Raw genomic sequence first — 25861 nt, 5'->3', positions numbered from 1 at the left:
AACGCAACGAGAACGTTGTGTTTGGGCCATGAGCCTCGCAATCCGCTGAAATGAGTTCAGGAGAAGCCGACCATGCCTGACGACAACGATCTGCCACTCCAGGACGCGGCGCCGGCCACAGAGGCGGCCAGCGAGGCATCCATCGCAGCAAGCGGTGATGTGGAGCCTGCGGCTGAAACGCTGATCCAGCTGGCCCTAAGGGATCTGCAGTCGCGGCGCGACGGACTGCAACAGGAGATTGACACTCTCCAACAGCGCAAAGAGCAACTGGAGAAGGACATGGCCGCCAGCTTTGCTGGCCAATCCGATGCGATCGCCAGACGTGTGAAGGGGTTTCAGGAGTATCTGGGTGGAGCCCTGCAGGGACTGGCCCAGTCGGTGGAGACGCTGGAGCTTGTGGCGCAACCGGTGGTGGTGAAGCCTTCACCCCTGGATGCCCAGGCAGCTGAAGCCGCCGCCGAACAGGCCATGGCGAACAGCGGCGGCGCTCCGGCTCTGGCCGACACCTTCCGTCCCGACGAAGAGCTGATCCGAACCAACCTCAGGCGATTTCTGGAGCAGCCCGACTTCTATGCCGAACCCTGGAAACTGCGCCGCAGCCTCGACGACAGCGACATCGGTGTGCTCGAAGACTGGTTTTTCAATCAGGGCGGCCGGGGAGCTCAGGCCAGCCGCGGCAGTCGACCTCGCAACGTGCTGCTGGGCGCTGCCCTGATCGCCGTCATCGGCGAGCTTTACGGCGATCAGTTTCAGACGCTGGTCCTGGCCGGACAACCTGAACGCCTCGGTGACTGGCGACGAGGCCTGCAGGATTCGCTCGGCCTGGGGCGGGAAGATTTCGGTCCCAGCAGCGGCATCGTGCTGTTTGAACGTGGCGATGCCCTCGTGGAGCGCGCCGACCGGCTGGAGGAACGCGGTGAAGTGCCCCTGATCCTGATCGATGCAGCGGAGCGGGTGGTGGACATTCCCGTGCTTCAGTTCCCGCTCTGGCTGGCGTTTGCAGCCGGTCCCGGCGAAACCTACGACTACGACGAAGACCTGCTCTGATGCCCCTGTTCACGCTGCTGCTGGGTTACCTGCTCGGCTCCATCCCAAGCGGCTTCCTGGCCGGCAAATGGTGCAAGGGCATCGACCTGCGCAGCATCGGCTCCGGCTCCACCGGCGCCACCAATGTGCTGCGCAACGTGGGCAAAGGCCCAGCTCTGGTGGTGTTCCTGCTGGATGTGGCCAAAGGAGCAGCCGCGGTTCTCATCGCTAGCGCCCTCACCCAGAACAATCCACTCAACGACTGGATTCAGGTGCTGGCCGGTCTCGCTGCCCTGGCTGGTCATATCTGGCCGATATGGCTGGGATTCAAAGGCGGCAAGGCCGTGGCCACCGGGCTTGGTTTGTTCCTGGGCCTGGCCTGGCCAGTGGGGCTGGCTTGCTTCGGGATGTTCATGGCCGTGTTCAGCCTCAGTCGGATCGTGTCACTCGCCAGCGTTGTGGCAGCGCTCAGCCTGCCGCTGCTGATGGCCGCTGGCTCCGGCAGTAACGCCAATCTGGTGGTGGCCCTGGTGGCGATGGCGCTGGTGCTCTGGCGCCACCGCAGCAACATCCAGCGGCTGATCAACGGCACCGAACCCAAGGTGGGCCAAAAGTCTTGAATGCAGATGGTGTCACTGAGATGGTCTCCAAAGGAGGTTGTGATCAGTTCACCAGCTCGTCGCAGCAGGCGGCAAAAGCTTCACTCGGGTCAGTCGCCCTGGTGATCGGGCGACCGATCACCAGCTGACTCGCTCCTGCTGCGATCGCCTCAGCCGGTCCCATCACCCTTGCCTGATCACCCACCGCAGCGCCTTTGGGGCGAATCCCCGGTGTCACCAATGCAAACGGTTCCGGGTGCTGTGAACGCAGAGCCGCGGCCTCTAGCGGAGAGCACACACAGCCGCCGATGCCGGCTCTCGCCGACAGCTCAGCCAACGCCGGCACACGCTCGGCGATGCCCTGGGCAATGGCGAGTTCCCGTTGCAGTCGCTGCTCCTCCCAGCTGGTGAGCACCGTGACCGCCAGCAGGGTGGGAAGCTGCATTCCAGCGCTTTGCGCCCCCTCCAACGCCGCGGCCTGGGCCGCCCGCAACGCTTCGCTGCCGGCGCAGGCATGCACGGTGATCAGCTCCGCCCCCAGCGCCGCCGCACGACGGCAGGCCCCCGCCATCGTGGCTGGAATGTCGTGAAATTTGAGATCGAGAAACACCCGCAGGCCCTGCTCGCGCAGCTGCGCCACCACTTCAGGTCCCGCCTGCACGAACAGCTCCAGACCCACCTTCACCCAGCACAATCCCTTCACCTGAGCGGCAAAGACCAGGGCCTGATCTGGAGCCATGCCGTCGAGGGCCACGATGATCCGATCGGCGGGATGAATGGCCATCAGCCCACCAGCCGTCGGAAGGTTTTCTTGCCGAGCTGCAGCACTTTGCCCTGAAGTTCCGCCGCCGAGGCGAACTCCTGATTCGGATCAGTGATCTTCTCCCCTTCGAGCCGGGCTGCGCCGCCTTTGATCTGACGCCGGGCCTCGCTGCTGCTGGCGCAGATGCCCACAGCACTGAGCAGATAGAAGGCCTTGGCTGGAAAATTCACTGCGGAAAGAGAGGCTTCGGGCACATCCGCTCCGGCATCACCGCCACTGCTCACCAGGGTGGCCGCATCGCTCTGGGCTTTTTGGGCTGCCTGCATTCCATGCCGGCTGGCGGTCACCGCCAGAGCCATCGCCTTCTGCTTCTCGCGTGCGTTGTCCGGCAAATCCTGCGCACTCAGATCGGTCAGCAAGGTCACGTAGTCGTCAATGGCAGCATCGCCGACCTTCTCGAGCTTGGAGTACATCGACAGTGCGTCTTCCTCCAGACCCACGGTGTTGCCGAGGCTTTTGCTCATCTTCTGAACGCCATCCAGGCCGACCAGAATCGGCAGCAGCAACCCGAACTGCGTGCCCTTGCTGAAATGGCGCTGCAGATCGCGGCCCATGGCCACGTTGAACTTCTGATCGGTGCCGCCCAGCTCCACATCAGCATTCACCGCAACGGAGTCGTAACCCTGCAGCAGCGGATAAAGGAATTCATGCAGGGCGATCGGTGCGCCGCTGCCATAGCGCTTGGAGAAATCATCCTTGGCCAGCATCTGGCCCACGGTGGCCGTCCCCAGCAGGCCAATGACCTGAGGCAGATCAAGCCCTGCCAGCCACTCGCTGTTGCGGCGCACCTCCAGGCGGCCGGGGGTTTCGAAATCGAGCAGTGCCGTCTGCTTCGGCTGGCCCTGGCCCAGCTGAGCCAGGTAAGTGGCGGCATTGGCCTCAACCTCTTCGGCGCTGAGCTGCACCCTTGTGGCGCTCTTACCGGTGGGGTCGCCGATGCGGGCGGTGAAATCGCCGATGATCAGAACTGCCGTGTGCCCAGCATCCTGAAAGGCCCTCAATTTGCGGAACAAGATGCTGTGCCCCAGGTGGATGTTGCTCCCGGTTGGGTCGATTCCCAGCTTGATGCGCAGGGGCCGGGCCTCTTGCTCTGCCTGCTTCAGCCTCGCCGCCAGCGATTGATCGGGATCATCACCATCACCAGCTGGAAACAGATCAGCCATGCCTCGCGACAGCCATGCCGGCAGAGACGGTGTCGAGGCCATGGGCGAGTGGAGCGATTGCGGGCTGAATCGTACGGGCCGCTTCAGCTGGGTGGCTGTTCCAGCTGACTTTTCATCCGCTCCAGGGTGCCTTGCATCTGCTCAAACATCTGCTCCGGGGTGATCCCGAACTGGCCCAGCTGGCTGCGCAGCTGCTCCACCGTGAGCTTGGCCTGGAAGTCCTCCGACAGTTCAAAGCGTTTCATGAACACGCGGTAGCGCTCCATCAGCTCTTCCATCGTGGCGATGAACTTTTTCTTGCCTTCACGGTCAAACTTGCCGTAATCGGATCCCAGCTGCATCAACTGCTGGTAGTCACCGAACAGACGCTTGGCCTCCTCCTGGACGATGTCTGAGTCGAAGAACGCCATGACCGATCGATCAACTGGCGTGATTCTGGACAATTTGAGCTCCCCCTAACAGTGCGGATCCACGCCCCCTGATTGCGGTCAACATGAACAGGTCAGCGGCAACGGCCTCGAGCCTCTCCCTTCCTTGGATCTCAGCGAACGGATCCCGTCTCTGCAGCAACGGTCCCGCCAGGGCCACAGCCTGCTCAAGCGCAGTCGCACCGCGATCGCTGCCGCCGACCTTGTGCTGCTCAGCAGCTGGACGGCCTGGTTCGAAGGCCAGGGACCTCTGGTGGCGGCCTGCAGCAGCGAGGACGACTGCCTGCTGAGGCTTCAAAGCAGTGCGGCCACCCTGTTGCTGTGCACAGACACCCTCGAGGGCGGCAGTGGCATCAGCCTTGCGCGTCGGGCAAGGGACCACAACCCCGACATCAAGGTGTTGATGCTGCTTCAGCGCCCCATCCCGCGCACGATCCTTGAGGCCATCGATGCCCGCTGTCATGGGATCTGCTCGGCCCAGGCCACCGGAACAGGCACGGTGGCTGCAGCACTCACGGCCATCGACACCGACGGGCAGTACCTCGATCCCCTGATCAGTGGCGTGTTGCACCACAGCAGATTGCGCTGCAGCGGCGATCAGGTACCGCTGCAGGAACTCACCATGCGGGAAGAGGACGTGCTGCGGGGCCTCTGCAGAGGCATGACCAATCAGGAGATCGCCGACGCTTTGGTGGTCTCGATTGACACCGTGAAAACGCATGTCGGCAGCCTGCTGCGCAAGTTGCCGGCCAGGGACCGCACCATGGCTGTTGTCACAGCATTTCGTGAGGGGCTGGTGCAGGTTCCCACCAGGCCGCCGCGCTGGACCTAGGGTCCTGGCGAGGCTGCAAGGGAGAAACGCGGCGATGGCTCGCCGGCACTGGCTCGATCCACTGGCCCGCAAGGTGCTCCAGGCCATAGGTGACCTGCCCAGGGATCCAGAGCGCGTGGACACCAGTCCTTGGCCTGAAGAAGAGACAACGGTCACTCCGAGTTGGTGCATCGACGTGAACAGGGCCACGGCTGAACAATGGCGCCAGTTACCGGGCTGCAGCGAAGAGATGGTGGATCAGCTGCTGCGTCTGCAACAGGGCGGGGTGCAGTTCAGCCAGATCGAGGATCTGGCTCAGCTGCTCGACATCTCGGAAAGTCTCTGCGAGCAGTGGAGACCGCATCTGATTTTTCGCTGGCACGGAGATGCCCCTCAGTTACCCGAACAGTCACCGCTGGATCTGAATGCCGCCAGCCCCACCCTGCTGGACAAAACCCTCCATTGGCCGGATGAGCGGCTGGAACGCCTGATCACCGAGCGACGGCGCGAACCGTTTCAGAATCTCGCGGATCTGCAGGAGCGTCTCTGCCTGCCCCCGGCAGCTGTGGAGGCTTTGATCGGGCGTGTCCGCTTCGGAGCCAGACCAGCCGGGCCGAGCCTGCCGCCGCGAGGTTGACGGCAATGCCTTCCCCTCCCCGCCAGGGCAATCTTTTCGAGCAGCCCGCCCCTGCCTTTCATCAGAACGATCCTGCTGGATTGACACTGAATGGGCAGCAGCTTCAAAGCTGGCAGGAGCGCATCCACAGCTTCCAGAGCCCTCTATTTGAATGCGAAAGCCCCAGACAGGAGCAAGGCAGCCTGTTCGGCAATGAAGACGCTGCAGCGGCCGGGGTTCAGCCTTTGTCACTCGAACCGCTGCCGCTGAGTTTCTGGCGCTGGCCGCAGAGCCCCCATCAGGGGGCGGCGCTGTACTGGGTCATGGATCGACCCACCGGCCTGAAACACCCGATCCTGCTTTACATCGGCGAAACCATGGCGGCCGATCGGCGTTGGAAAGGGGAGCACGATTGCAAGGCCTATCTCGCGGCTTATCAGGAAGCCTGCATGCACTGCGGTCTGAGCTGCAGAACCAGCATCCGTTTCTGGGGTGATGTGCCCAGAACCACCAAGGCGCGACGGCAGTTGGAACAGACCCTGATCCGTCGCTGGCAGCCGCCGTTCAACAAGGAAACGCGCGATCGCTGGGCCACGCCGTTTCAAGCCGACTGAGCGCAGCTCCTAGCATCGGTTCAGGCAACGGCTCCCCATGAAAATCTCCCTCTCTCCGGCCACCCCTGAGGCCTGGAGTGGTTCCGTTCTGGCGCTTGGCATTCCCCAGGACGACCCCCAGGGTCTGGTGGAGGCGATGGAACAGCGCTTCAACATTCAGCTGTCGCAATGGCTGAAGCAGAAGCCCTTCACAGGCAAGAGCGGCGATCTGGCCAGCCTTCAACTGCTGCGCGGCGACTGCACCACCCTGGTGCTGCTTGGACTGGGAGAAGCCGGGTCCATCGAACGGGACAGCCTGCGGATGGCCGCCGCCGCCGCCGCCCGCGCCGCAGTGGGGCAGGGCGCTTCCCTCGGCCTGCTGCTGCCGTGGGGATCCGAGGACCCCATCGGTGATGCCAATGCCGCTGCTGAAGCTGTGCGCCTGGCTCTCTACAGCGACCTGCGCTTTCGCAGCAAGCCCGAACCCAGTCCAAGACCTGAACAGGTGGAGCTGCTGGGCCAATGGCCTGCCGGACTGAATCAAACGCTGGAAACGGTTCATCCGATCTGCGCCGGCGTGGAGCTGGCCAGGGAACTGGTTGCTGCACCACCCAACAGCGTGACTCCGGAGGAACTGGCCCGCACTGCGGCAGCTCTCGCCCATGAGCACGGTCTTGACCTCACCGTGCTCGAACGCTCCGACTGCGAGGAGCGCGGCATGGGCTCCTACCTCTCGGTCTGCCTGGGCTCGGACATGGATCCCAAATTCATCCACCTCACCTATCGGCCCAGCGGAGTCGCCAGGAAACGTTTGGTTCTGGTGGGCAAGGGACTCACGTTTGATTCCGGCGGATACAACCTCAAGGTTGGTGGGGCGCAGATCGACATGATGAAGTTCGACATGGGCGGAAGCGCGTCGGTGTTCGGAGCGATGCGCAGCATTGCTGAGCTGCGCCCCGCAGGAGTGGAGGTGCACATGGTGGTGGCCGCCTGCGAAAACATGATCAACGGCTCCGCGGTTCACCCCGGCGACATCGTCACGGCATCCAACGGCACCACAATCGAGATCAACAACACCGATGCGGAGGGACGCCTCACCCTCGCCGATGCCCTGGTGTATGCCTCCAAGCTCAAACCCGACGCCATTGTTGATCTGGCAACGCTCACCGGTGCCTGCGTGGTCGCACTCGGTGATGAGATCGCCGGACTCTGGACCCCGGATGATGCGCTCTCAAGTGATCTGGAAACCGCTGCAAACGATGCCGGAGAGGCCCTCTGGCGCATGCCTCTGCACAGCTCCTACCGAAAGGGCCTCAAATCGCTGCTGGCCGACATGAAGAACACCGGACCACGCCCCGGTGGATCGATCACCGCCGCCCTGTTCCTCAAGGAGTTCGTGGAGGCCGGCATTCCCTGGGCCCATATCGATATTGCCGGAACGGTCTGGAGTGACAAAGGCCGCGGCATGAATCCCTCTGGTGCCACCGGATACGGCGTGCGCACGCTGGTGAACTGGGTGATGCAACAGGCCTCAACCGCCGAGGCCTAAATTCAGCCTTAACGGATCAAGCTGCATGGCCTCCAGCCCTCTTCGCTGGTATGTACGCGCCCAACTGGGTGTTCTGCTGTTGCCGGCGGGTCTCTGCCTGTTCGGGGAAGCCGTCAGCCGCAGAACACTCCAGCTTGCGGGAAGTGATGGTGGTCCCTGGTGGTGGTACGGCACGCTCAGCCTGATCGCCATCAACGCGGGCGTGGGGCTGATGATCGAATCCGGACTTCTGCGTGGTTATCCCGGACGCCAGAAAACGAGGGCGGAAGCGCAGGATTGACGACGCGAATGGTCTGAGTTCAGAGCCTGATCTCTGTCAGGACGCCGCAACCATCGTGAGCGCATGGGGATTTTCGAGCGCATGAATCTGCCAGCGTGCCCTCTCCGAACAACTGGCCATGACGCGCTCAAGGTCGTCGGAGGCCTGTTTCGGGGATGGATACGGACCAACATGACGCGTCACGAGACCGTCTTTGATGGTCAGCAGATACATACAGACCTTTCACAACTCACAGGAGAATGGTACGCAGTCCAATCTGTATCGTCGATGGCGTAAAAGCCGCACCTTCACTGAGAAGTGACTGAATCGGAGCGCAGCGATCGCTACAGAATTTCCTCAGATTCCCGCAATCAAACCATCAGAAGTTGATGAGCCGCGCTCTCGACAACGATCTAATTCGCCCAAGAATCTCCGCTGCGAGCTTGATCACCCCAGACCTCATCGAGGCGTTTATCTCGTCCGCAGGCCCAGCGGTAGTACTTGTACTTCACTGAATTCAATTCGGCGAAATTCTGGTGGTAATCCTCAGCAGGCCAGAACTTTTCAAGAGGTTTGATCTCCACCTTGAGAGCGGATTCAGACACTCCCAGCTCCCTGGCCGCTGCTGACTGACTGGCGAGAGCCTCGCTGTTCTGCTGATCACCACTGGTGAAGATCACCGGTCGGTAGGAGTCGCCGCGATCGCAGAACTGACCTGCACCGTCGAGGGGATCCACATTGCGCCAATACGACTGGAGAAGCCTCGGATAACTGATCTTTGCCGGATCAAACAGCACTTCCACCACCTCCTGATGCCCGGTGGTCTCAGCACTCACCTGGTTGTAAGTCGGCTCGGAAACACTGCCGCCGCTGTAGCCGCTTTCCACAGAGATCACGCCCGGAAGTTTCTCCAGATCACTCTCCATGCACCAGAAGCATCCCCCAGCAAGCACGGCGCTCTGTTCCTCCGCAAACACTGGAGAAGGTGAGATCAGGAGCCAAGCTCCCACAACCATCGACAACAGGAACCGAATCACAGGCGAACTCAGGTAGACAGCTGATCGAGAATGGCGGCAGCGGCGCGATCGGTCACTCCCGGCTCCCCCAGCGTTTGGCGCAGTCGTTCATAGCCACTCAACATCGTTTGTCGCGCTTCAGGACTCTCTAAGAGCGGAATGGCTTGGGCAAGCAACTGGTCGGCAACAAAGTCTTCTTGCACAAATTCGGGGACGAGACGCTCATTGAGCAGCAGATTCACCGGCGAGATGTGATCCACATGGAACCCCAGCAGATTGCGCGCCACCCAGGCCGTCATCCGGCTCACCCGGTACCCCACCACCTGGGGCACCCCTTGCAGAGCCAGCTCAATATTCACTGTTCCCGACTTGCCAAGCGCGAGATCCGCCGCACTGAACAGGGCAGGTTTAAGAGCATCCGCATCTGCTGCTGGAATCACCCGTCCACGCACGCCGGCGGCTTCAAGCCCCTCCTGCAGGTCACGCTCAAACCGACTGAGGCCTGCAGGCACCATCACCATCAGCTTCGGATCACGTGCCTGCAACCGTGCAGCCACCTCAACAAGCGCGGGCATCAGATAGCGCAGCTCCTGCGGCCTGGATGCTGGCATCAGCAGCAGTAGCCGTCCCTGCGGATCAAGACCGAGCTGTCGACAAGCTTCAGTACGTTCAGGCTTGCCTGCAGCAAGATCAAGCAAAGGATGACCAACCCAGGTGACCTGCGCACCATGGGATGCATAGAAGGATGCCTCCTGGGGAAAGATCGCAAGGATGCGATCGGTGAAGGACAGAAGGCTGCTCGTGCCGTTGTCATTCATGCGCCACGCCCATTCCTGTGGGGCGATGTAGTAGGTGATCGGCACCTCAGGCAATTTGCGGCGCAGACGCTTGCCAAGACGCACATTGGCGCCCATGTAGTCAATCAGCACCACTGCATCGGGTGGCCGCGCACTGAGCTGCTTGTTGACCCGCGACTGCAGCTTCAACGTCGGCACGACCTGGGGAAGATGCTCAAGCAGGCCGATCGAACCCAGTGGCGCCGTATCGGCCAGCAGTTCCGCTCCGGCTGCATGCATGCGTGGCCCACCCAGGGCCAGCACCTCGAGATCGAGGTTCCTCAGGCGAGCTTGCCGATGAAGCGCCTGCACCAGAAGGCTTCCCTGAAGATCACCAGACACCTCACCGGTGCTGATCAGCACACGCACCATCAGCGACCACCGACAGCGGGCATGGGGCCACGCCGTCCCTGACCGATCGATCCCTCGAGGAAGGAGCAGAGATGATCGGCCAGAGGCATCAGAGGCTGCTCACGGGCCAGGCGCAGACCTTCAGCGATGACGTGATCTGAGCGATAAAGCAGCGCCCAGACATCTTGAAGCTGCTTGATTTCCTGACCCTGATCCCTGCGATCAAGTCCCCGCCTGCGCAGACCCACGCGGTTGAGGCCGCGCACCCTTCCAGGATGCCCCTCAACGAGGCAGTAGGGAGGCACATCCCTGTCCACCCTTGTCATGCCTCCAACCATGGCCATCCCGCCGATCTGCACGAACTGGTGGATTCCCAGGCATCCGCCTATCACAGCCTTGTCCTCGATCAGAACATGACCGGCAACCTGGATGCCGTTGGACATCACGATGCTGTTGCCCAGAAGACAGTTGTGCCCCAGATGGCAGTAGGCCATCAACAGGTTGTGGTCGCCGATGCGGGTCTGCTCACCCTCGTCGGTCGCCCGGTTGATCGTGACGCATTCACGAATGGTGTTGTGATGTCCGATCACCACCTCTGTCGGAGCTCCCTTGTATTTGAGATCCTGAGGCTCGAGCCCGAGGCAAGCACCGGGGAAGATCTTGTTGTGGTCACCGATGACAAGTCGACCATCAAGCACCGCGTGAGGGCCGACCCAGGTGTTCGAGCCGATGCGGACATCAGGACCCACAACGGCACCAGGACCGATCACGACACCGGCGGCGAGCTCAGCCCGGGAATCGACCACCGCAAGCGGATGAATCTGGGGAGGACGGTCCTCAGCAGTCACGGCGGGGGATCGCTGTTCACTCATCATGCTCAGTCAACCAGCGAGAACATGAGCTCGCCTGAGCAGACCAGCTGACCATCCACCGTGGCCTCAGCCTTCACCTTGCCAAAACGCTTGCGTTTGAGACTGAGCAGCTCACAGGTGATCAGCAACTGATCACCGGGAATCACAGGACGGCGGAAGCGAACGCCATCGATACCAGCAAACACAAACAGACCTTTGGGCAGATCGGGCATCTGGGTGACGATCAGGCCACCCACCTGTGCCATGGCCTCAACGATCAACACCCCGGGCATTAACGGGCGCCCAGGGAAATGGCCCTGAAACTGAGGCTCATTGAGCGTGACATTCTTGATGGCCACTGCTTTTTCACCAGGCACATGCTCCAGAACGCGATCCACAAGCGCGAAGGGATAGCGGTGAGGGAGTAGTCCCATGATCTGCTCCGCGGTGAGCAGAGGCTGAGCTGCGGCGGTAGCGGAGGAGGAAGTCAAAACGTTTCAGCGCTGAGCATCGGATCGATCGGCCAGGACCGCTGCCAGGTCGGTGTGCAGACCATGGGAGCCGCGGTAGACCAGCACCTGCGCCCGCGGAAAACCCACAAGCGCCAGATCACCGATCAGGTCCAGAAGCTTATGGCGCACCGGTTCATCGGGATAGCGCAGAGGTGGATTCAGCCATTGGTCGCCATCACAGACCAGGGCATTATCGAGGGCTCCACCTTGAATCAGCCCCGCTGCACGCAGTTGATCGACCTGCTCACGGAAGCCGAAGGTACGGGCCGGAGCGATCTCTGCCACGAAGCTCTCTGGCGTCAGCTCCAGGGCACATTGCTGACGACCGATGGCCGGCTGGGGAAAATCAATCACACCCACGAGCATGAACTGCTCAGCTGGAGTCGCGGTGATCACACTGCTGCCTCGATGCAGAGCGATCGGTTCCTGCAGTTGCGGCCGAGCGGGAGCAGGTGTTGATGCCGGGGCAAGTCCAGCCTCAGCGATGGCTTCCACCCATCCCTGGGAGGAGCCGTCCAACAGGGGGATCTCGCTGCCTTCAACTTCGAGATGCACATGCGTGAGGCCACAGCCGGCAATGGCAGCAAGCAGGTGCTCCACCGTGGCGAGCTTGCGATCACCAAGCTCAAGGGTGGTGCAGAGCGGGCTGTCTCGCACCTGCGAAGGCTCAAGCCTGAGCGGCTCACCGCCGTTTGCCGGCCAGCTCACCCAGACGCCCGGCTGAGAGGAAGGCTGAAGGGTGACAGAGACTTGATCACCACTGTGCAGGCCGATGCCGCTGCGGCGGGCTGGTCCCTCCAGGGTCCAGGCTCCGTCGTAATCATGAGGCCAAAAGCCCATCAGAATTTCCAGCCGACGCCCAGATTGAAGCGGTACTCGCCAGTGAAGTTTTGGCTGGCCACCTCCAGACGCAGAGGTCCCACGGGTGTGGTGACGATCACGCCAACACCTGGAGAAACACCCGAACCGGGTTTGTCGAGCAGCTCACCAGGTTTGCCGGGAACATTGGCTTGAGAGCCGAAATCGGTACCCGCATCGATAAACACTTCGCCGGCAAAGATGCTGAAGATGGGGAAGCGGTATTCAATGGTTGCTTCTCCGAAACTGCGACCAACTGCCAAATCACAGTCGAACCAGCCGCGAACCGAATTGGATCCACCCAGACAGAAGGCTTCATAGGGAGGAAGATCGCCGATCACGGTGCCAGCCTTGATTTGGAAAGCCAGGGCCTGAGGACAATTCTCCGGTTCACCCTCCTTAGGGCGACAGCCTTTGGCGAACTTCAGCCATTTCACAGGGATGAAATGGGTGTAGCTGGTGCGGATGCGATTGAAGGTTGGAGAATTCTCACCAATCGAGAGATACTGCTCCGTTCCAAAGCTGAAGAAGTTGCCTGAGGTCGGATTGCGACCGTCATTCAACGTGCTGTAAGTGGTCGCAACACGAACACTGGCGAGTGTGTTCTGATCAGCGCAATTGAAAGCGGTACAAATCACCTCGTCTTGGTTGACTCGATCCTTTTTGATCCTTCGGCTGGCAATGCCGTAAGGCCTCGTATCACCCGCATAATTAATCGGGCGAACAGCCTGAAGATTCAGTCCAGCAAGAACCTGCCAGGGCACCCTTTTGAAAGGATCGCCGCCATTCAGTGGGCGCGCAAAAATAACATTGCCGCCAATCCGTTCCAGTGCGATCGAATCACCCTCGAAATCAAACCAACTGGTGTCCGAAAACGCATCACTGGCATCTTCAACATTATCGAACTTGCTATCGGCAGGATTATTCTTCGAGCTAATTGAGTACACATATGAGGAATTGTTGTCCTGGTAACCATCCAAAGCAACGATGTCTCCATCGCTCTGACTTTGAAAGACCTGAGGAACTTCCCGGCTCAAAAACAATGAAGTGCGGAAAGAGGTGCGATGGCGATCGCCTTTGATCCAGGGGTCGGAGAACGTGAGGTTGGCAAGACCGCCGAACTGTCCGTAGGTCAAGTTCAGTGCCAGGTCCCAGGCACGCCCGAACAAATTGCTGTCGGACAGCTGGAGTTGACCAAAAACACCCTGACTTTGGCTGTAGCCGAGACCGCCTGAAAGCGAACCAGTGGACTGCTCGACGACGCCAAGAACGATGGTGATGAAACCTGGCTCACCCGTCACCGGCCTCAGGGTCACCTTCACATCACTGAACAGGGATGTGCCGTACAAACGCCGGATATCGCTCTCAAGCTGGGTGCGATTGAAGGGTTCACCTTGCTTGATGGAGATCTCTCTGCTCACAACCCACGGCTTGGTCTTGCCCTTGATCGGCTCACCTTTCTCGTTGGTGTCTTCCCCTTCCTTGTTGATGAATTGCACCTCGACACCGGCCACAGTGCCGATCAGCACCTTCAGCTGCACGACGCCATCTGGACTCACCCTGGTTGGCCCACTCACGCGAGCCAGTGAATAGCCCTGATCGGCATACCACTTCTGCAGCTCCTTCATGCGCAGCTGCAACTCATTGAGGTTGAGCGTGCGGCCGTAATCGGAACTGAACGTGTCCTCAATCACCTGAGGCTCAATCTTGTTGTCTTCAGGCTCGAGAACAACCTGAGTCATCACAGGATTGGGCACCACCTGAACAGCAAGCTGAACGCCCAAGGGACCGTTGACCGGTTCAATGCGCACGTCTGAGAACCATCCGGTGGCGTAGATGGCATCGAGATCAAGCTTCAGCTCCTCCCTCGTCACCCGGCTGCCAGGGCGCACACGCATGGCGTCGTAAGCAGCGAGCTCGAGCCGTTCCTGCTCGGGGTGTCCATCGATGCCCTCAATGATCACCTCGGTGATCAGCACCCTGGGCTGTTCAGGCCCTTCCTCAATCGGCTCGGCTACGGGAGTTGCCGCTGGAGCAGGGGTGACCTCAATCTGTTCGACCTCGATCTGCTCTTCCGTTATCTCCGATTCAACAGCTTCTGCCTCAACGGCTTCTACCTCAACACCCTCTGCATCAACCGCTTCCGCCTCGGCATCCACCCGAATCTCTTCAGCCTGCGCAGCTTCAATCTCCATTTCTTCTGGCTCAGCCTGAGCTTGAGCAGGCAGGCCGCTGATCAAGGGAAGAGCGAGGGCAAACCCCACTGCACCTCGCCGAACGGCGTTCTTGGTTCGGCTGGAGGAGAAAGCGACCATTGGGGAGACGGAAGTCGGCCGAGCCGGCCACAAACGTCGCTGAACTTAACTGCAGTTGCGGGGTGTCGGGCAGGCCCCTTGTACCCGTTTGCAGACCTCCCCGTAGGCCTCGATCACCCCACCCAGGTCCTTACGGAATCGATCCTTGTCGAGGATGCGCTCCTCCACATCCGTGCAGGACAGATCCCAGAGTCGACAGGTATCAGGGCTGATCTCATCGGCCACAAGCAGCTCACCGGCAGCATTCAGTCCAAGCTCAAGCTTGAAATCCACCAGCTGCAGGTCAAGACTCCTGAAAAAAGGAATCAGCACGGCATTCACGTTCCTGGCCAAGAGCTCGATCCGCTCCCGCAATTCGCTTGAGACGAGACCCAGCAATGCCAGGCGAGCATCCGTCAGCAACGGATCACCGAGATCATCATCCTTGTAATAAAGATCGAGCAAAGCCGGCTCAAGCACTGTTCCCTGGACGATCGGCGTCTCGCGACAAAGCGAACCGGTCGCGATGTTGCGCAGCACGACCTCAACAGGAATCACCTCGACGCGCTGGACAACCATCCAGGTCTCCGCGGCGATTCCGCAGTAATGGGTGGGAATTCCCTCCCGCTCCAGCACTTCGAACAGGCAGGCTGAGATCCTGCAGTTGAGACGCCCCTTGTCATCCAGCTGAGCCTTTTTCTGAGCATTGAATGCCGTGGCGTCATTCTTGAACTCCACCAGAACTTGCTGGTCGCTTGAACCGGCATAGATGCGCTTGGCTTTGCCCTCATAGAGAAGGTCGCCGTGAGGAATGGTCATGGCTGCTCGTTGACTCCGGTCGCGCCGGCTTCAGGTGATGGAGGAGATTCTCCCAGCGCAGCATGGCCACCCGGTTCCCGTGGAGAACGCAGTTCCTGCTGAAGCTGCTGGCGTTGCTCAAGAGACACTCCTGGAAGATCCTCAACGAGATCCAGCAGGGTGAAGCGATCATCCAGCCTGGTTGCCAAACGCCGCAAGCGTTCCCGGGGACGCTCACCGCTGCCGCCGCTGGCAAGCTCCAGCCGCAGCTGCAGCCGCAGCAAGTCCTCCGCCTGATTCCAGGCCTGCTCCGCCGCCGCCTGGTCAAGAGCCGCCTCGATCAATGTTGCGCTGCGTTCGGCTTCCATCACATCCAACAGGTCAGCCGCAAGACCCAGACGACGTGCCGCAATCCCCCCTGGCGTTCGCCCTGCAAGCAGGGTGATTGCAGCCTGATCGGGCTGCCCGGAGGCAATCTGCGCTTCGGCCAGAAGATCAAGAGCTGATCGAGTTGCGGGCAGTCCCTGCGCATCCAGACCCACGACCAGCTGTTCAGCATCAAGCCGGGTGAGATCTCCGTCCGCCAAACGCAACAGAGCCAGGACAATGCGCTCCTGGTCCAATGCCGCACTGGCAGCCTGCCAGGACAACAACAACCATTCCCGGCGACGAGGACCTGGACCGGGGCCGTAACGACTGAGGACCACCTGCGCGCTATCTGGCGCCTTGCAGGACATCAGAGCACTGGCATTGGCCATCACCACATCAAACGTTTGCGGGGCTGGCGCAATCAGCATGAGCCGATCACGCAGCCGCTGGAGACGTTCATTGACTCCGAAGCTGGCCGACTCCTCGCAGGCCTGCTTCAGATCAGGAAGCCCTCCTTCGATCAGTACAACCTCGAAGGCCTCCTGAGCCATTGGCGCAGCGGGTTGGAGCGACACCGAAGAGCCAGGCCCTGCGGAGCCTGGCGCCGCCGCCAAGAGAAGTGACAGAGGCAGAGGGAGCAAACCCATAGGCCGGAAGGCGTTCAACAAAGATGGAACGATCTCTCCGCCATCAACAACAGCGGAGCGACGCTCAAACTTAAGGGCCTCGGCCCGAAACGCTTGCCTCCATGGCCCATTCCAGCTCCCGTCCTCAGACCCTGCCTCCGCTTCGTCATCTGCTCGTGGTCGGTGGTGGTGGCCGTGAACAGGCTCTGGCCTGGGCCTTGCGCCGCTGCCCAGGAGTTGAGGCTGTCTGGGTGACTCCTGGGAACGGAGGAACCGAAGACCTCGACGACTGCAAATCGCTCTCGGTTGGGGAACATGATGCCGAGGGGCTGGTCAAAGCCTGCAGGGACCATGCGATCGATCTGGTGGTGATCGGACCGGAAGCCCCTTTGGCCGCTGGGGTGGCCGACCGATTACGGAATGCAGGACTGGCGGTGTTTGGCCCCAGCGCCGATGGAGCTCAACTGGAAGCGAGCAAGGCCTGGGCCAAGGCGTTAATGCACGACGCCAGAATTCCCACCGCGGGGCACTGGGCTGTCGCGAGCGCCAGTGAGGGACTGGAGCTGCTGGAACAGCTGCAACGACCACTGGTGGTGAAAGCCGATGGCTTGGCGGCCGGCAAGGGAGTGACTGTTGCTGAAACCCTCGAAGAAACTGCAGCAGCGATTCATGAAGCCTTTGCTGGACGCTTCGGCTCCGCAGGTGAGCGGCTGGTACTGGAAGAACGCCTGCAAGGTCCTGAGGTGTCCGTTTTCGCTTTGAGCGATGGCGAGCGGATGGTGTTGTTACCGCCGGCTCAAGACCACAAGCGGCTGCTCGAGGGCGACCGGGGACCGAACACCGGTGGGATGGGCGCCTACGCACCCGCTCCATTGCTCGATCAGGCCGGGCTCGAGCAGGTTCAGCAGCTCGTGCTCGAACCCACCCTGCAGGCCCTGAGAGAACGGGGAATCCAGTACAGAGGAGTGATCTATGCAGGCCTGATGCTCACCCAGGAGGGGCCCCAGGTGATCGAATTCAACTGTCGCTTCGGCGATCCTGAATGCCAGACCCTGATGCCCTTGATGGGTCCAGAATTCGCGAAGGTTCTGCAGGCCTGCGCCCTCGGCTGTCTGGATCAGGCACCCGAACTCACGGTTGCCCGAACGTGCAGCGCTTGTGTTGTCGCCGCCGCTGAGGGCTATCCCGAGACTCCACGCAAAGGAGATGCCATTCAGCTGCAGCCTGATCCCGACAAACAGCGGCAGCTGTTTCATGCTGGGACGCGTCGTCAGGGCAATGGCCAGGTGATGACTGCCGGAGGACGCGTTCTGACCCAGGTCGCCCAGGCGGCGGACTTTGATCAAGCCTTTGCCAGTGCCTACGCAGGACTTGCATTGGTGCGGTTCAACGGGATGCAGTTCCGTCGCGACATCGGTCATCAGGTGCGCCGGTCCTAGTCTTGTTGGATGTGCTCCGGCGGAATGGCCAGCGATCCAGCCACGGCTCAAAACGAGGCCCCTGCGGAATGGGCCACTCCAATCGCCGGAGCTGAGCAGACAACCGCAAGGGGGTTGTGGCCGCAGGCTCGCTCCTGGTGGGCCGAATTCAGCCTTCAGACCAAACTGCTGGCTGTAGCCACCCTGGTGGTGAGCCTGATGATGACGGGCATCACCTTCTTCGCGCTGAACGGCATTCAACGCGACACGGCGTTGAACGACACTCGTTATGCGAGGGATTTAGGCCTGCTGCTGGCGGGCAATGTCAGCGAGCTGGTGGCTGAAGGTCGTGATCGCGAGCTCGCCAATGTCACGGAAACCTTCTGGCGCTCGAGCAGAAGCCTCCGCTACATCTTTTTCGCCGACCCTGACGGCATTGTCTATTTGGGCATTCCCGTCAGCGGCAGTGATGATGCCAGCTATGCAGATCTGCGCCTGAGCCGGCGTCTGGAACTGCCTGATGAATTGCGCAACCGAACCCAGAATCCACTGGTCCGCCAGCACATGACGCCCCAGGGGCAGGTCACGGATGTCTTCGTGCCGATGGTGGAGAACAACAACTATTTAGGTGTGCTGGCTCTGGGAGTGAATCCCAACGAGACCGCTCTCGCGAGTGCAGCCCTCACTCGCGAGGTCACCGTGGCGGTGTTCATCTCAATCTGGGTTCTGGTGATTCTGGGTGCTGTGTTCAACGCACTGACCATCACCCGTCCTGTCAAAGAGCTCCTGAGAGGCGTCCGATCCATCGGTGATGGTGACTTCCGTGCTCGGATCGGCCTGCCGATGGGTGGCGAATTGGGAGAACTGCTGGATGGCTTCAACGCCATGGCCTCCCAGCTGCAGGACTACGACGCTGCGAACATCGAAGAACTCCAGGCAGCTCAGGTCAAGCAGGCGTCGCTGATTGCCACCATGGCTGATGGTGCGGTTCTGCTCGACGGGGATGGGCGCATCGTGCTCGTCAACCCGACGGCGAGACGCCTGTTCCGCTGGGAAGGTCGCAATCTCGAGGGCCAAGACTTTCTCAACGAGCTGCCGGAACTGCTGTCCGTGGAACTGCATGATCCGCTCGATGCCGTGTTCTCCAAACAAACGGACACCAATGAGCTGCGCAGCAGTGTTGGCGATCCACCGAGGACCCTGCGTTTCGTGATCCAGGCGGTTCGCGAGCCAAGCGGCGACACCCTCAAGGGCATCGCCGTCACCATCCAAGACCTCACACGGGAAGTGGAACTGAATGCCGCTCAGAGTCGTTTCATCAGCAACGTCTCCCACGAACTGCGCACACCGTTGTTCAACATCAAGAGTTACGTGGAAACTCTCCACGACATGGGAGACCAGCTCAGCGAAGATGATCGAAAAGAATTTCTGGGAGTCGCCAATTCCGAAACAGATCGCCTCACCCGACTGGTGAACGACGTTCTCGATCTGTCCAGGCTGGAATCCAATCGTGTCGTGCAGTTTTCTCCAGTCGATCTCCGGCCCGGCCTGGAGCAAGCCCTGCGCAGTTATCAGCTGAACGCCAGCGACAAAAAGGTTGAGCTGAGCTTGGAAGCCGACCGCGACCTTCCCGACGTTCTGGGCAACTGGGACCTGATCCTGCAGGTACTCGACAATCTGATCGGCAATGCTCTGAAGTTCAGTCGCAGCGGCGGACGATTAACGGTCAGGGCTTACACCTGGCCAGACAGTTGCCAGATGACACCGTCGGAAACGAACAGCGACAGCAGCGATGGGCCTACCTGCATCCTGAGTTCACCATTACCGAAGATCCGGGTCGAGGTGTGTGACACCGGCTACGGCATCAGTGAGGAAAGCCAGCAGCGCATCTTTGAGCGCTTTTATCGAGTTGAGAATGCTGTTCACACCGAGGTTGGCACTGGGCTCGGACTGTCGATCGTCCGAGGCATCCTCGAAAAACACGGCAGCATGATTTCGATGGCCAGTGAGCCCGACGTGGGCACGACGTTCTGGTTTGAGCTTCCACTGGCTCAGGAAGACCCTGAGGAATTGAGTTGGAGAGCTGAGCGCCAGAGTGATGATGAACGCCTTGCTTTGACCCCGAGCACATCCGCGGGCACAGAGGGCTGATCAGGCGTCGGGAGCCACTCCGCGGGCGATGCGTGAGAGCTCACTGCGCTCATCACTGATGACCCGATTCGGCACCCCAGAAATGATCCGTTCAAAGTTGGAGAAGGAATCCTTGATCTGAGGACCGTTGCCGGTGATCACGAACTCACGGATGCCCTTGTCATGCCATGAACCACGCATCTTGAACACGTTGACGGCGCGAGCCATCTCTCCACGGATCTCCACGTACTGCAACAACAAAATCGTGTCGGTGATGGTGGAAATATGGGAATCAGTGATCGAATGACTGCCCATGAACTCCTCTGAGGTGTTCGTGAAGAAGCCAGCGATTTCTTCCTGTTTCGCGTAACCGGTCACACCGATAACGAATTGACGGAAGGCGTTATGGCTGACGCCGCGGGCCAGGGCAGACAGCGAGTCGATCGCCATGCGTGAAGGCTTGAACTGACTGATCTCCGTCTTGATGATCTGCAGGTGATCCTCGAGGCCAGTCGATTCCGGATATGCGCAGATGATCTTGAGCAGACCGTCCTGCTCCATCTGTTCGAAATCAATACCCCAGCTGGTGCCGTTACGGAGCAGCTGGGCACGCGACTCCTCATAGGCGAACAGGATGGCGCGCTCTTTGTTGCGGCAAGCATCCTCGATGAAATTCGAGACGAGCAGGGTCTTGCCAGTACCTGTGGCTCCGGTGGCGAGAATGATTGAGTCTTTGAAGAACCCCCCGCCGCACATCTCATCGAGCCGAGGGACGCCCGAACTGATCCGCACATTGGAGGAGCGCTGCGTGAGTTGCATGGCACCGAGCGGAAAGATGCTGATTCCATGCGCGCCCATCGTGAACGGGAACTCTCCTTTCATGTGCGTTGTGCCGCGCAGCTTGAGAATCTCCACGGTCCGCCGCCGGCGTTCTCCTTCGAGCACGTTGCGCAGAATCACCACGTTGTCAGAAACGAACTCTTCAACTCCGTAGCGAGCAATCGGCCCATATTCGTCGATGCGCTCTGTCGTCATCACGGTTGTGACGCCGATTTCCTTGAGACGAGCAATCAGACGGAAAATCTCGCGTCGGACAACGAACACAGCGTCGTATTGCTGAAACACCGCGGTAATCGAATCGATCGCTACCCGTTTCGCCTTGTATTTGCGAATGGCGTAGTTGATCCGCTCGATCAGACCGGACAGATCGAAACTTCCGGCCACATCCTGACCATCGGGATCGGGAGAGGCATCAAGGATGAACAGCTTGTCCTGTTCGACCATCTCCTGAAGATTCCAACCGAAGCTGGCGGCATTGCGGAGGATGTCGAGCGGCGACTCTTCGAAGGTGACAAAGATCCCTGGTTCGTCGAAGTGGGCGACGCCGTTGTGCAGAAAATGCAGAGAGAAAACCGTTTTGCCGGTACCGGAAGTACCGCTGATCAGCGTGCTGCGACCGATAGGAAGGCCGCCCTGACACACATCATCAAAACCTTCGATCCCTGTCGGAAGCTTCTGAACCTGCATCTGTGGAGAACCACTGGAGCTGGAGATCTGCATAACGACGCTCTTATGGCTGCAAGGTAAGGAGAAAACGAGTCATCACCTGTGAGTGCACGGGCAGGCTTAAGAATCTGATTCGCCTGTCTCCGCCTCTTCCAACGCATCCATCAACGATGAGGTGAGGTTGTTGTCGGTGAGTTCGTCGTAGAGAAGGTCCAAACCGATCAGCACCCGCTCTCGATCGGACAGATCGCCGATGATCCGACGCACCGGTGGGGGGAGAATCTTCGACAGGGTTGGTGTCGCGAGGATTTTGTCCTCCTCTGCCAACTGCGGATTTTTGAGCACATCAATCACTTTCAGGGCATAAACGCCTTTGAATTCCGTCTCAAGGATGTTGCGCAGAGTCTTGAGGGCCCTCATGGAGTTCGGCGTGTTGCCGGCCACGTAGAGCTTGAGGATGTATGTCTTGCGTGGGCTCATGGGGCCACCTCCGGATCGGTGAGAACGCGATGTTCCCCGGCCGCGGGCGTCAGGGAAACCTCAGGAGGTATCGAACGTCGATACATCTCGCAGAGGTGAGCCATGACATCGAGCAGAGCGAGGCGATAGTCCTGAAGAAAATCGTTTTTATGCCCTTCAAGTCTGAGCTGCTTCCAGAAGTCGTCAATGAGATTCATGTGGATCTCCACAGCTCGGGTGATCGGCAGATCACCGAAAAAGGCTGTGTTCACGAAACTCTCCAGTGCCTGGTTGGCCGCAGCCGGATCCCTGAAATAGCTGATCAACAGATCCCGGTAGGTGCGCTGAAGCGACTGGACAAGGTCGCGCTGCTCATCAGGAGGCAGGTTGGCCAGAAAGCGTGAGGGGTCTCGCTTGTAGAAGACACCCAGATAGCCGAGACGCTCCTGCAGACGACTGGACAGCTTCCAGGCACTGCCTTCCATCGCAGGCATGGAGTTCTGTTCAGCACCGTCTTCCGGCCTGGCATCCTTCTGGCCCTGGCGCAGGAAGCGTGAAATGGAGGCATCAACGTTGTATCCAAGCTGCTCCAGCTGATCTCCAGGCAGATGGAGCTCTTCAGGGTGGTAATCCACACGACCCATCAACTCACCCACCACCACAGCGGGAAACAACAAACCTTCACTGCTGAGGGCTTCACGCGTCTTGTCGTCCAGCAGGCACTGCTCAATCACGACGGCATCCACCGCTTCGCGCTGGTGGGAGAGCAGTTCCACAACACCCTGACCGGACTCGACGGCACCGAGATCCACCGGTGAGTAGCGATTCACCGGCAGCCACTGGCGACAGATCTCAACAAGATCTCTCGTTTGAAGCAGCAAAGCGATCGTGAGTGCCGGACGAGCCATCCACCGCGACAAGGTCCTGAGCTGAATCTTGACGAAAGGGACTAAGAAGACCGAGGATCTTTGTTTGTCTTTCGATTGCGGCTCAGGCCAAATCGGCTTGTCCGAGCCTGACCGCGTCCCTCAGCACATGGCCGAAACCAGCTCCACAACCACTGCAGCTCCCGAAACGGGGTCCTACGCGATCGTCGAGGCCTCCGGTCAGCAGTTCTGGCTGCAGGCCAATCGTTACTACGATCTCGATCGGCTGAATGCTGAGGTCGACGCGACGGTCACTCTCGACAACGTTCTTTTGGTGAAGGATTCCAAGGGCACAACCCTTGGCAAGCCCTACGTCAAGGACGCCAGTGTCGAGCTGAAGGTGATGGCGCACCGCCGCGGCCCCAAGGTGATCGTTTACAAAATGCGCCCCAAAAAGAAGACCCGCCGCAAGAATGGCCATCGCCAGGAGCTGACCAGAGTCATGGTTCAGTCGATTTCCGTGAGTGGCAAAGCCATCAGCTGATCATCCGGGTCCTCCTCTACCAACGTTCATCCTCCGCTTCACATTCCTCCCCATGGCTCATAAGAAAGGCACAGGTTCAACTCGCAACGGACGCGACTCCAATTCGAAGCGTCTCGGCGTGAAGGCTTACGGCGGAGAATCCGTCACCGCCGGCTCAATCCTGATTCGTCAGCGCGGCACCTCAGTACTGCCTGGAGTCAATGTTGGTCACGGCAAGGATGACACTCTGTTCGCCCTGACCGATGGCGTCGTGAAGTTCGAGACGATCAAGCGCGGGCTGCGCAATCGCAAGCGCATCAACATCACAGCGGCGGTCTGATCAGCACGACCTCCTTCGTCAAGGGCTCCGCTCCGAGCTCAGCGCAAGACGGGTCGTCAACACCAGACCAATCACGGTGAGCCCCAGAACAACCCATGTTCTGGGGCTTTGTTGATGGAGAGCATCTGCAAGTTCCAGAGGCAAAGCGAGACCGAGCACCCCGACAAGCAACCACTCGCCCCAGCGGCGACCAACCCAGGTGGCCCAGGCCGCCACAAGGATCAAAGCGGCGTAGAGCCCCGAAACCAAGGCCAGACGCATCAGACGAGTTGGGCCAAGGAGCGTTCCCTTCACTGCCAGAGAAGAGAGGAATTGACGGTCTGCGTTCCCCCAGGTTTCGGCGAAATCAGAAAGTTCCGCGTAATGAACATCCCCAAACATGGCGGCCAGGCTGATCACAAACAGCACTCCAGCGAGCAGCAGCTTCTTGATCACAATCAAGCGAACCAGCAAGCGCCCTTGTCCGGCGATCTGCGCCATCGATCGTTTGGCCTAGACGGTCTCAAGTGGACGGTAGACCCTTGTTGTGATCAGCAATGGGTGAAACAGCTCGAGGAAGCGACTCTGAAGGCAGTGAAAAAAATCTTCCACCAACTGCGGGTCATCAAAGTGAAAGGGGTACTCACCGTCGTGCCCTTTGAAGAAATACCAGTTGAGTAGTGCCCGGCCGCCGGGAGTGAGGCGGCGGTGGAACTCCATCAGCTGCGCCGAAGGGTCGGGGAGGTGTTCCAACACATCAAGGCACACCACCGTGTCGAAACGCCGCCCCGGAAGGCTGTCGAGATCGCGATGGACACTCAAACGCTCCTGGAGTCCCAGACGGGCCGCACGATCCTGCACGAATGCACGGTTCTGAGGGTTGAGATCCACAAACCAGACATGCCGAACGCTCTCCAGCCCCGCTGCAGCGAGAGCATGCGTCCCGATTCCGCCTCCGAAATCAAGCACGTCACCATGGGCAAACTGCTGCTGCAGCCGCAGGGTGTCGGCGATGTAGTCGGCACTGCTGAGATGCCAGGCTGCCAATTCGAACAGGTGACCCGTGCCAACGGTGTCCTCATAGAAATCAGCAGCTCGCTCGGGGTCGAACGCTCCCGGATGCATCGCTGCCAGATCCTCCGTGCTCTGGGGCAATCGCTTGGCGACGTCCGCCGCTGAGAGCGACAGGTAAGACGCCAGATGCTCCTTTACAGAGAAGCCATGGTCGAGAAACTCCTGAATGTCCACACCAGCGGAGGCATTGAGTGGCTGCATGGAGCTTCAGGACGTGACCGGGCAAACCTACGTGCGAGCCCACTGCTGCCAAAGGCAAGGTGCCACAGTCGACAGCTGGATATGGCCTGCACCTTGACTGCGCCCATCGGCTTTGCCGTCATTGACAAGCCGGCTGGGCTCACCTCCCATGCCTGCGTCGCACGCATCAGGCGGCTGCTGGGCATCCGCAGGATTGGCCATGGCGGCACTCTGGATCCAGCGGTGACGGGCGTGCTGCCGATCGCTGTGGGTCAGGCGACCAGACTGTTGCCCTACCTCCCTGGTGAGAAAACCTATCGAGGCGTGATCCAGCTGGGGATCAGCACCAACACCGACGACCTTCAAGGTGAGGAACTGTCCAGACAATCCGTCCCCGAGCTGAGCTCAGAAAGACTGGATCAGGCACTCAGTCGGTTCCGCGGAGCCATTCGCCAGCAGCCCCCTCAGGTTTCAGCGGTCCACGTGGATGGTGAGCGTGCTTACGCCAGGGCCCGCCGCGGCGAGCAGATGGAGCTTGCAGCACGGTCTGTGACCATTCATCAACTGCATCTTTTGAGATGGGATGCTGCCCAGGCTCAGTTGGGCGTGGAGGTGCACTGCTCAGCAGGGACCTACATCCGTTCACTGGCCAGAGATCTGGGAGCAGCACTCGGATGCGGAGGTTGTCTGGCCAGCCTCAGGCGGACCCAGGCCCTCGGCTTCCATGACCACCAGGCGGTGCATCTGCCTGATGCTCCAGACGTCGTCGGCCAAGGCGAAATCAGCTTGCTTCGGCCCGAGCTGGCCTTGCCTCATCTGCCTCAGCGCCTGCTCACGGCCAACGAACAGCTGGACTGGAGCTTTGGGCGCAGGATCACTCCTGGCATCAGCGGCACGGCTGAGGCTGTGGTCGTTCTCAGTGAGGACGGGCGCATGCTCGGACTCGGTGTGCCCGATGCAGAGGGTGACCTGAAACCGAAGGTGGTGTTTGAAGCTCGAGGCTGATGC

Annotated in this window: 29 protein-coding genes; 12 read left to right on the top strand and 17 right to left on the bottom strand. The window is 60.2% G+C overall.

Going from position 1 to position 25861, the window contains the following annotated elements:
• Positions 1-72: 72 nt before the first annotated feature.
• Complete coding sequence (locus tag AC6EI9_RS13295; protein WP_498468182.1) at positions 73-1047, top strand: DUF3086 domain-containing protein; 975 nt, start codon at positions 73-75, stop codon at positions 1045-1047.
• Complete coding sequence (gene plsY, locus AC6EI9_RS13290; protein ID WP_498468181.1) at positions 1047-1646, top strand: glycerol-3-phosphate 1-O-acyltransferase PlsY; 600 nt, start codon at positions 1047-1049, stop codon at positions 1644-1646. Before AC6EI9_RS13295 ends, plsY begins: the two co-directional genes overlap by 1 nt.
• Before the next feature lie 43 nt (positions 1647-1689).
• On the opposite strand, the gene pyrF is transcribed toward plsY, so the two are convergent.
• The 3 genes from pyrF to AC6EI9_RS13275 are packed head-to-tail and all read right to left on the bottom strand — an operon-like array spanning position 1690 to position 4021.
• A complete protein-coding gene (gene pyrF / locus AC6EI9_RS13285) occupies positions 1690-2409 on the bottom strand; it encodes an orotidine-5'-phosphate decarboxylase (protein ID WP_498468180.1) in 720 nt (239 codons plus the stop codon).
• Entirely contained in the window at positions 2409-3653 is a 1245-nt protein-coding gene (tyrS, locus tag AC6EI9_RS13280) for a tyrosine--tRNA ligase (RefSeq protein WP_498468179.1), read from the bottom strand. Before tyrS ends, pyrF begins: the two co-directional genes overlap by 1 nt.
• Before the next feature lie 41 nt (positions 3654-3694).
• The gene (locus tag AC6EI9_RS13275) at positions 3695-4021 is read right to left on the bottom strand and encodes a DUF1825 family protein (protein WP_498468178.1); all 327 of its coding nucleotides are present in this window, start codon (positions 4019-4021) and stop codon (positions 3695-3697) included.
• Positions 4022-4145: 124 nt separating this feature from the next.
• Between AC6EI9_RS13275 and AC6EI9_RS13270 the strand changes: the two genes are divergently transcribed.
• From AC6EI9_RS13270 to AC6EI9_RS13250, 5 genes are read left to right on the top strand one after another with little or no spacing between them, the layout of a single operon-like run.
• Positions 4146-4871, top strand: a complete 726-nt coding sequence (locus AC6EI9_RS13270) for a LuxR C-terminal-related transcriptional regulator (RefSeq protein WP_498468177.1) — start codon at positions 4146-4148, stop codon at positions 4869-4871.
• Between the two features lie 34 nt (positions 4872-4905).
• Positions 4906-5487, top strand: a complete 582-nt coding sequence (locus AC6EI9_RS13265; RefSeq protein WP_498468176.1) for a hypothetical protein — start codon at positions 4906-4908, stop codon at positions 5485-5487.
• Between the two features lie 5 nt (positions 5488-5492).
• On the top strand, positions 5493-6080 hold the full coding sequence (locus AC6EI9_RS13260) for a GIY-YIG nuclease family protein (RefSeq protein WP_498468175.1): 588 nt from the start codon (positions 5493-5495) through the stop codon (positions 6078-6080).
• Positions 6081-6117: 37 nt separating this feature from the next.
• Positions 6118-7608, top strand: a complete 1491-nt coding sequence (locus AC6EI9_RS13255; protein WP_498468174.1) for a leucyl aminopeptidase — start codon at positions 6118-6120, stop codon at positions 7606-7608.
• 25 nt (positions 7609-7633) lie between these two features.
• The gene (locus AC6EI9_RS13250) at positions 7634-7888 is read left to right on the top strand and encodes a hypothetical protein (protein WP_498468173.1); all 255 of its coding nucleotides are present in this window, start codon (positions 7634-7636) and stop codon (positions 7886-7888) included.
• A 36-nt stretch (positions 7889-7924) separates the two neighbouring features.
• Here AC6EI9_RS13250 and AC6EI9_RS13245 read toward each other — a convergent pair whose 3' ends face one another.
• The 9 genes from AC6EI9_RS13245 to AC6EI9_RS13205 all read right to left on the bottom strand — a co-directional run bounded on the left by AC6EI9_RS13245 (position 7925) and on the right by AC6EI9_RS13205 (position 16327).
• Complete coding sequence (locus AC6EI9_RS13245; protein ID WP_498468172.1) at positions 7925-8101, bottom strand: hypothetical protein; 177 nt, start codon at positions 8099-8101, stop codon at positions 7925-7927.
• 179 nt (positions 8102-8280) lie between these two features.
• On the bottom strand, positions 8281-8883 hold the full coding sequence (msrA, locus tag AC6EI9_RS13240) for a peptide-methionine (S)-S-oxide reductase MsrA (RefSeq protein WP_498468171.1): 603 nt from the start codon (positions 8881-8883) through the stop codon (positions 8281-8283).
• Between the two features lie 29 nt (positions 8884-8912).
• On the bottom strand, positions 8913-10091 hold the full coding sequence (gene lpxB, locus AC6EI9_RS13235; RefSeq protein ID WP_498468170.1) for a lipid-A-disaccharide synthase: 1179 nt from the start codon (positions 10089-10091) through the stop codon (positions 8913-8915).
• Positions 10091-10942 carry an acyl-ACP--UDP-N-acetylglucosamine O-acyltransferase gene (gene lpxA, locus AC6EI9_RS13230; protein ID WP_498468169.1) on the bottom strand — a complete coding sequence of 284 codons (852 nt, stop codon included), beginning with the start codon at positions 10940-10942 and terminating at the stop codon, positions 10091-10093. Before lpxA ends, lpxB begins: the two co-directional genes overlap by 1 nt.
• 5 nt (positions 10943-10947) lie before the next feature.
• The gene (fabZ, locus tag AC6EI9_RS13225; protein ID WP_170951787.1) at positions 10948-11355 is read right to left on the bottom strand and encodes a 3-hydroxyacyl-ACP dehydratase FabZ; all 408 of its coding nucleotides are present in this window, start codon (positions 11353-11355) and stop codon (positions 10948-10950) included.
• Between the two features lie 63 nt (positions 11356-11418).
• The gene (gene lpxC / locus AC6EI9_RS13220; RefSeq protein WP_498468168.1) at positions 11419-12273 is read right to left on the bottom strand and encodes a UDP-3-O-acyl-N-acetylglucosamine deacetylase; all 855 of its coding nucleotides are present in this window, start codon (positions 12271-12273) and stop codon (positions 11419-11421) included.
• A complete protein-coding gene (locus AC6EI9_RS13215) occupies positions 12273-14606 on the bottom strand; it encodes a BamA/TamA family outer membrane protein (RefSeq protein ID WP_498468167.1) in 2334 nt (777 codons plus the stop codon). Before AC6EI9_RS13215 ends, lpxC begins: the two co-directional genes overlap by 1 nt.
• 45 nt (positions 14607-14651) lie before the next feature.
• On the bottom strand, positions 14652-15404 hold the full coding sequence (gene purC / locus AC6EI9_RS13210; RefSeq protein WP_498468166.1) for a phosphoribosylaminoimidazolesuccinocarboxamide synthase: 753 nt from the start codon (positions 15402-15404) through the stop codon (positions 14652-14654).
• On the bottom strand, positions 15401-16327 hold the full coding sequence (locus tag AC6EI9_RS13205) for a hypothetical protein (protein ID WP_498468165.1): 927 nt from the start codon (positions 16325-16327) through the stop codon (positions 15401-15403). The genes purC and AC6EI9_RS13205 overlap by 4 nt, the downstream gene beginning before the upstream one ends.
• A gap of 173 nt (positions 16328-16500) precedes the next feature.
• On the opposite strand from AC6EI9_RS13205, the gene purD reads away from it, so the two are divergent.
• Together purD and AC6EI9_RS13195 are read left to right on the top strand one after the other, a co-directional pair.
• Positions 16501-17817, top strand: coding sequence for a phosphoribosylamine--glycine ligase (gene purD / locus AC6EI9_RS13200; RefSeq protein WP_498468164.1), 1317 nt, complete (start codon positions 16501-16503; stop codon positions 17815-17817).
• A gap of 9 nt (positions 17818-17826) precedes the next feature.
• Positions 17827-19947, top strand: a complete 2121-nt coding sequence (locus AC6EI9_RS13195; RefSeq protein ID WP_498468163.1) for a HAMP domain-containing sensor histidine kinase — start codon at positions 17827-17829, stop codon at positions 19945-19947.
• Here AC6EI9_RS13195 and kaiC read toward each other — a convergent pair whose 3' ends face one another.
• The 3 genes from kaiC to AC6EI9_RS13180 form a co-directional block, all read right to left on the bottom strand.
• Complete coding sequence (gene kaiC / locus AC6EI9_RS13190) at positions 19948-21486, bottom strand: circadian clock protein KaiC (protein ID WP_498468162.1); 1539 nt, start codon at positions 21484-21486, stop codon at positions 19948-19950.
• A gap of 66 nt (positions 21487-21552) precedes the next feature.
• On the bottom strand, positions 21553-21912 hold the full coding sequence (gene kaiB / locus AC6EI9_RS13185) for a circadian clock protein KaiB (RefSeq protein ID WP_067095928.1): 360 nt from the start codon (positions 21910-21912) through the stop codon (positions 21553-21555).
• Positions 21909-22799: a circadian clock protein KaiA gene (locus tag AC6EI9_RS13180; protein ID WP_498468161.1), complete on the bottom strand. Its 891-nt coding sequence runs from the start codon at positions 22797-22799 to the stop codon at positions 21909-21911. Before AC6EI9_RS13180 ends, kaiB begins: the two co-directional genes overlap by 4 nt.
• A 127-nt stretch (positions 22800-22926) precedes the next feature.
• On the opposite strand from AC6EI9_RS13180, the gene rplU reads away from it, so the two are divergent.
• Both rplU and rpmA read left to right on the top strand, forming a co-directional pair.
• Entirely contained in the window at positions 22927-23301 is a 375-nt protein-coding gene (gene rplU / locus AC6EI9_RS13175; RefSeq protein WP_498468160.1) for a 50S ribosomal protein L21, read from the top strand.
• Positions 23302-23353: 52 nt separating this feature from the next.
• Positions 23354-23620 carry a 50S ribosomal protein L27 gene (gene rpmA / locus AC6EI9_RS13170; protein ID WP_114994614.1) on the top strand — a complete coding sequence of 89 codons (267 nt, stop codon included), beginning with the start codon at positions 23354-23356 and terminating at the stop codon, positions 23618-23620.
• Between the two features lie 18 nt (positions 23621-23638).
• On the opposite strand, the gene AC6EI9_RS13165 is transcribed toward rpmA, so the two are convergent.
• Both AC6EI9_RS13165 and AC6EI9_RS13160 read right to left on the bottom strand, forming a co-directional pair.
• Positions 23639-24100, bottom strand: a complete 462-nt coding sequence (locus AC6EI9_RS13165) for a DUF2127 domain-containing protein (RefSeq protein ID WP_498468159.1) — start codon at positions 24098-24100, stop codon at positions 23639-23641.
• 12 nt (positions 24101-24112) lie between these two features.
• The gene (locus AC6EI9_RS13160; protein ID WP_498468158.1) at positions 24113-24874 is read right to left on the bottom strand and encodes a class I SAM-dependent methyltransferase; all 762 of its coding nucleotides are present in this window, start codon (positions 24872-24874) and stop codon (positions 24113-24115) included.
• Between the two features lie 81 nt (positions 24875-24955).
• Here AC6EI9_RS13160 and truB point away from each other — a divergent pair, with 81 nt between their 5' ends.
• Positions 24956-25858, top strand: coding sequence for a tRNA pseudouridine(55) synthase TruB (truB, locus tag AC6EI9_RS13155; RefSeq protein WP_498468157.1), 903 nt, complete (start codon positions 24956-24958; stop codon positions 25856-25858).
• Positions 25859-25861: the final 3 nt, after the last annotated feature.

It is taken from the genome of Synechococcus sp. MIT2312 (genome assembly GCF_059772315.1).
The sequence above is the reverse complement of the archived record's forward strand: the minus strand, read 5'-3'. Positions and strand labels throughout refer to the sequence as shown.

Bases quoted from the DNA above. Each gene is read 5' to 3' on its own strand.
- AC6EI9_RS13295 (WP_498468182.1), top strand. From the start codon at position 73: ATGCCTGACGACAACGATCTGCCACTCCAGGACGCGGCGCCGGCCACA.
- plsY (WP_498468181.1), top strand. From the start codon at position 1,047: ATGCCCCTGTTCACGCTGCTGCTGGGTTACCTGCTCGGCTCCATCCCA.
- pyrF (WP_498468180.1), bottom strand. From the start codon at position 2,409: ATGGCCATTCATCCCGCCGATCGGATCATCGTGGCCCTCGACGGCATG.
- tyrS (WP_498468179.1), bottom strand. From the start codon at position 3,653: ATGGCCTCGACACCGTCTCTGCCGGCATGGCTGTCGCGAGGCATGGCT.
- AC6EI9_RS13275 (WP_498468178.1), bottom strand. From the start codon at position 4,021: ATGGCGTTCTTCGACTCAGACATCGTCCAGGAGGAGGCCAAGCGTCTG.
- AC6EI9_RS13265 (WP_498468176.1), top strand. From the start codon at position 4,906: ATGGCTCGCCGGCACTGGCTCGATCCACTGGCCCGCAAGGTGCTCCAG.
- AC6EI9_RS13260 (WP_498468175.1), top strand. From the start codon at position 5,493: ATGCCTTCCCCTCCCCGCCAGGGCAATCTTTTCGAGCAGCCCGCCCCT.
- AC6EI9_RS13255 (WP_498468174.1), top strand. From the start codon at position 6,118: ATGAAAATCTCCCTCTCTCCGGCCACCCCTGAGGCCTGGAGTGGTTCC.
- AC6EI9_RS13250 (WP_498468173.1), top strand. From the start codon at position 7,634: ATGGCCTCCAGCCCTCTTCGCTGGTATGTACGCGCCCAACTGGGTGTT.
- AC6EI9_RS13245 (WP_498468172.1), bottom strand. From the start codon at position 8,101: ATGTATCTGCTGACCATCAAAGACGGTCTCGTGACGCGTCATGTTGGT.
- msrA (WP_498468171.1), bottom strand. From the start codon at position 8,883: ATGGTTGTGGGAGCTTGGCTCCTGATCTCACCTTCTCCAGTGTTTGCG.
- lpxB (WP_498468170.1), bottom strand. From the start codon at position 10,091: ATGGTGCGTGTGCTGATCAGCACCGGTGAGGTGTCTGGTGATCTTCAG.
- lpxA (WP_498468169.1), bottom strand. From the start codon at position 10,942: ATGAGTGAACAGCGATCCCCCGCCGTGACTGCTGAGGACCGTCCTCCC.
- fabZ (WP_170951787.1), bottom strand. From the start codon at position 11,355: ATGGGACTACTCCCTCACCGCTATCCCTTCGCGCTTGTGGATCGCGTT.
- lpxC (WP_498468168.1), bottom strand. From the start codon at position 12,273: ATGGGCTTTTGGCCTCATGATTACGACGGAGCCTGGACCCTGGAGGGA.
- AC6EI9_RS13215 (WP_498468167.1), bottom strand. From the start codon at position 14,606: ATGGTCGCTTTCTCCTCCAGCCGAACCAAGAACGCCGTTCGGCGAGGT.
- purC (WP_498468166.1), bottom strand. From the start codon at position 15,404: ATGACCATTCCTCACGGCGACCTTCTCTATGAGGGCAAAGCCAAGCGC.
- purD (WP_498468164.1), top strand. From the start codon at position 16,501: ATGGCCCATTCCAGCTCCCGTCCTCAGACCCTGCCTCCGCTTCGTCAT.
- AC6EI9_RS13195 (WP_498468163.1), top strand. From the start codon at position 17,827: ATGTGCTCCGGCGGAATGGCCAGCGATCCAGCCACGGCTCAAAACGAG.
- kaiC (WP_498468162.1), bottom strand. From the start codon at position 21,486: ATGCAGATCTCCAGCTCCAGTGGTTCTCCACAGATGCAGGTTCAGAAG.
- kaiB (WP_067095928.1), bottom strand. From the start codon at position 21,912: ATGAGCCCACGCAAGACATACATCCTCAAGCTCTACGTGGCCGGCAAC.
- AC6EI9_RS13180 (WP_498468161.1), bottom strand. From the start codon at position 22,799: ATGGCTCGTCCGGCACTCACGATCGCTTTGCTGCTTCAAACGAGAGAT.
- rplU (WP_498468160.1), top strand. From the start codon at position 22,927: ATGGCCGAAACCAGCTCCACAACCACTGCAGCTCCCGAAACGGGGTCC.
- rpmA (WP_114994614.1), top strand. From the start codon at position 23,354: ATGGCTCATAAGAAAGGCACAGGTTCAACTCGCAACGGACGCGACTCC.
- AC6EI9_RS13165 (WP_498468159.1), bottom strand. From the start codon at position 24,100: ATGGCGCAGATCGCCGGACAAGGGCGCTTGCTGGTTCGCTTGATTGTG.
- AC6EI9_RS13160 (WP_498468158.1), bottom strand. From the start codon at position 24,874: ATGCAGCCACTCAATGCCTCCGCTGGTGTGGACATTCAGGAGTTTCTC.
- truB (WP_498468157.1), top strand. From the start codon at position 24,956: ATGGCCTGCACCTTGACTGCGCCCATCGGCTTTGCCGTCATTGACAAG.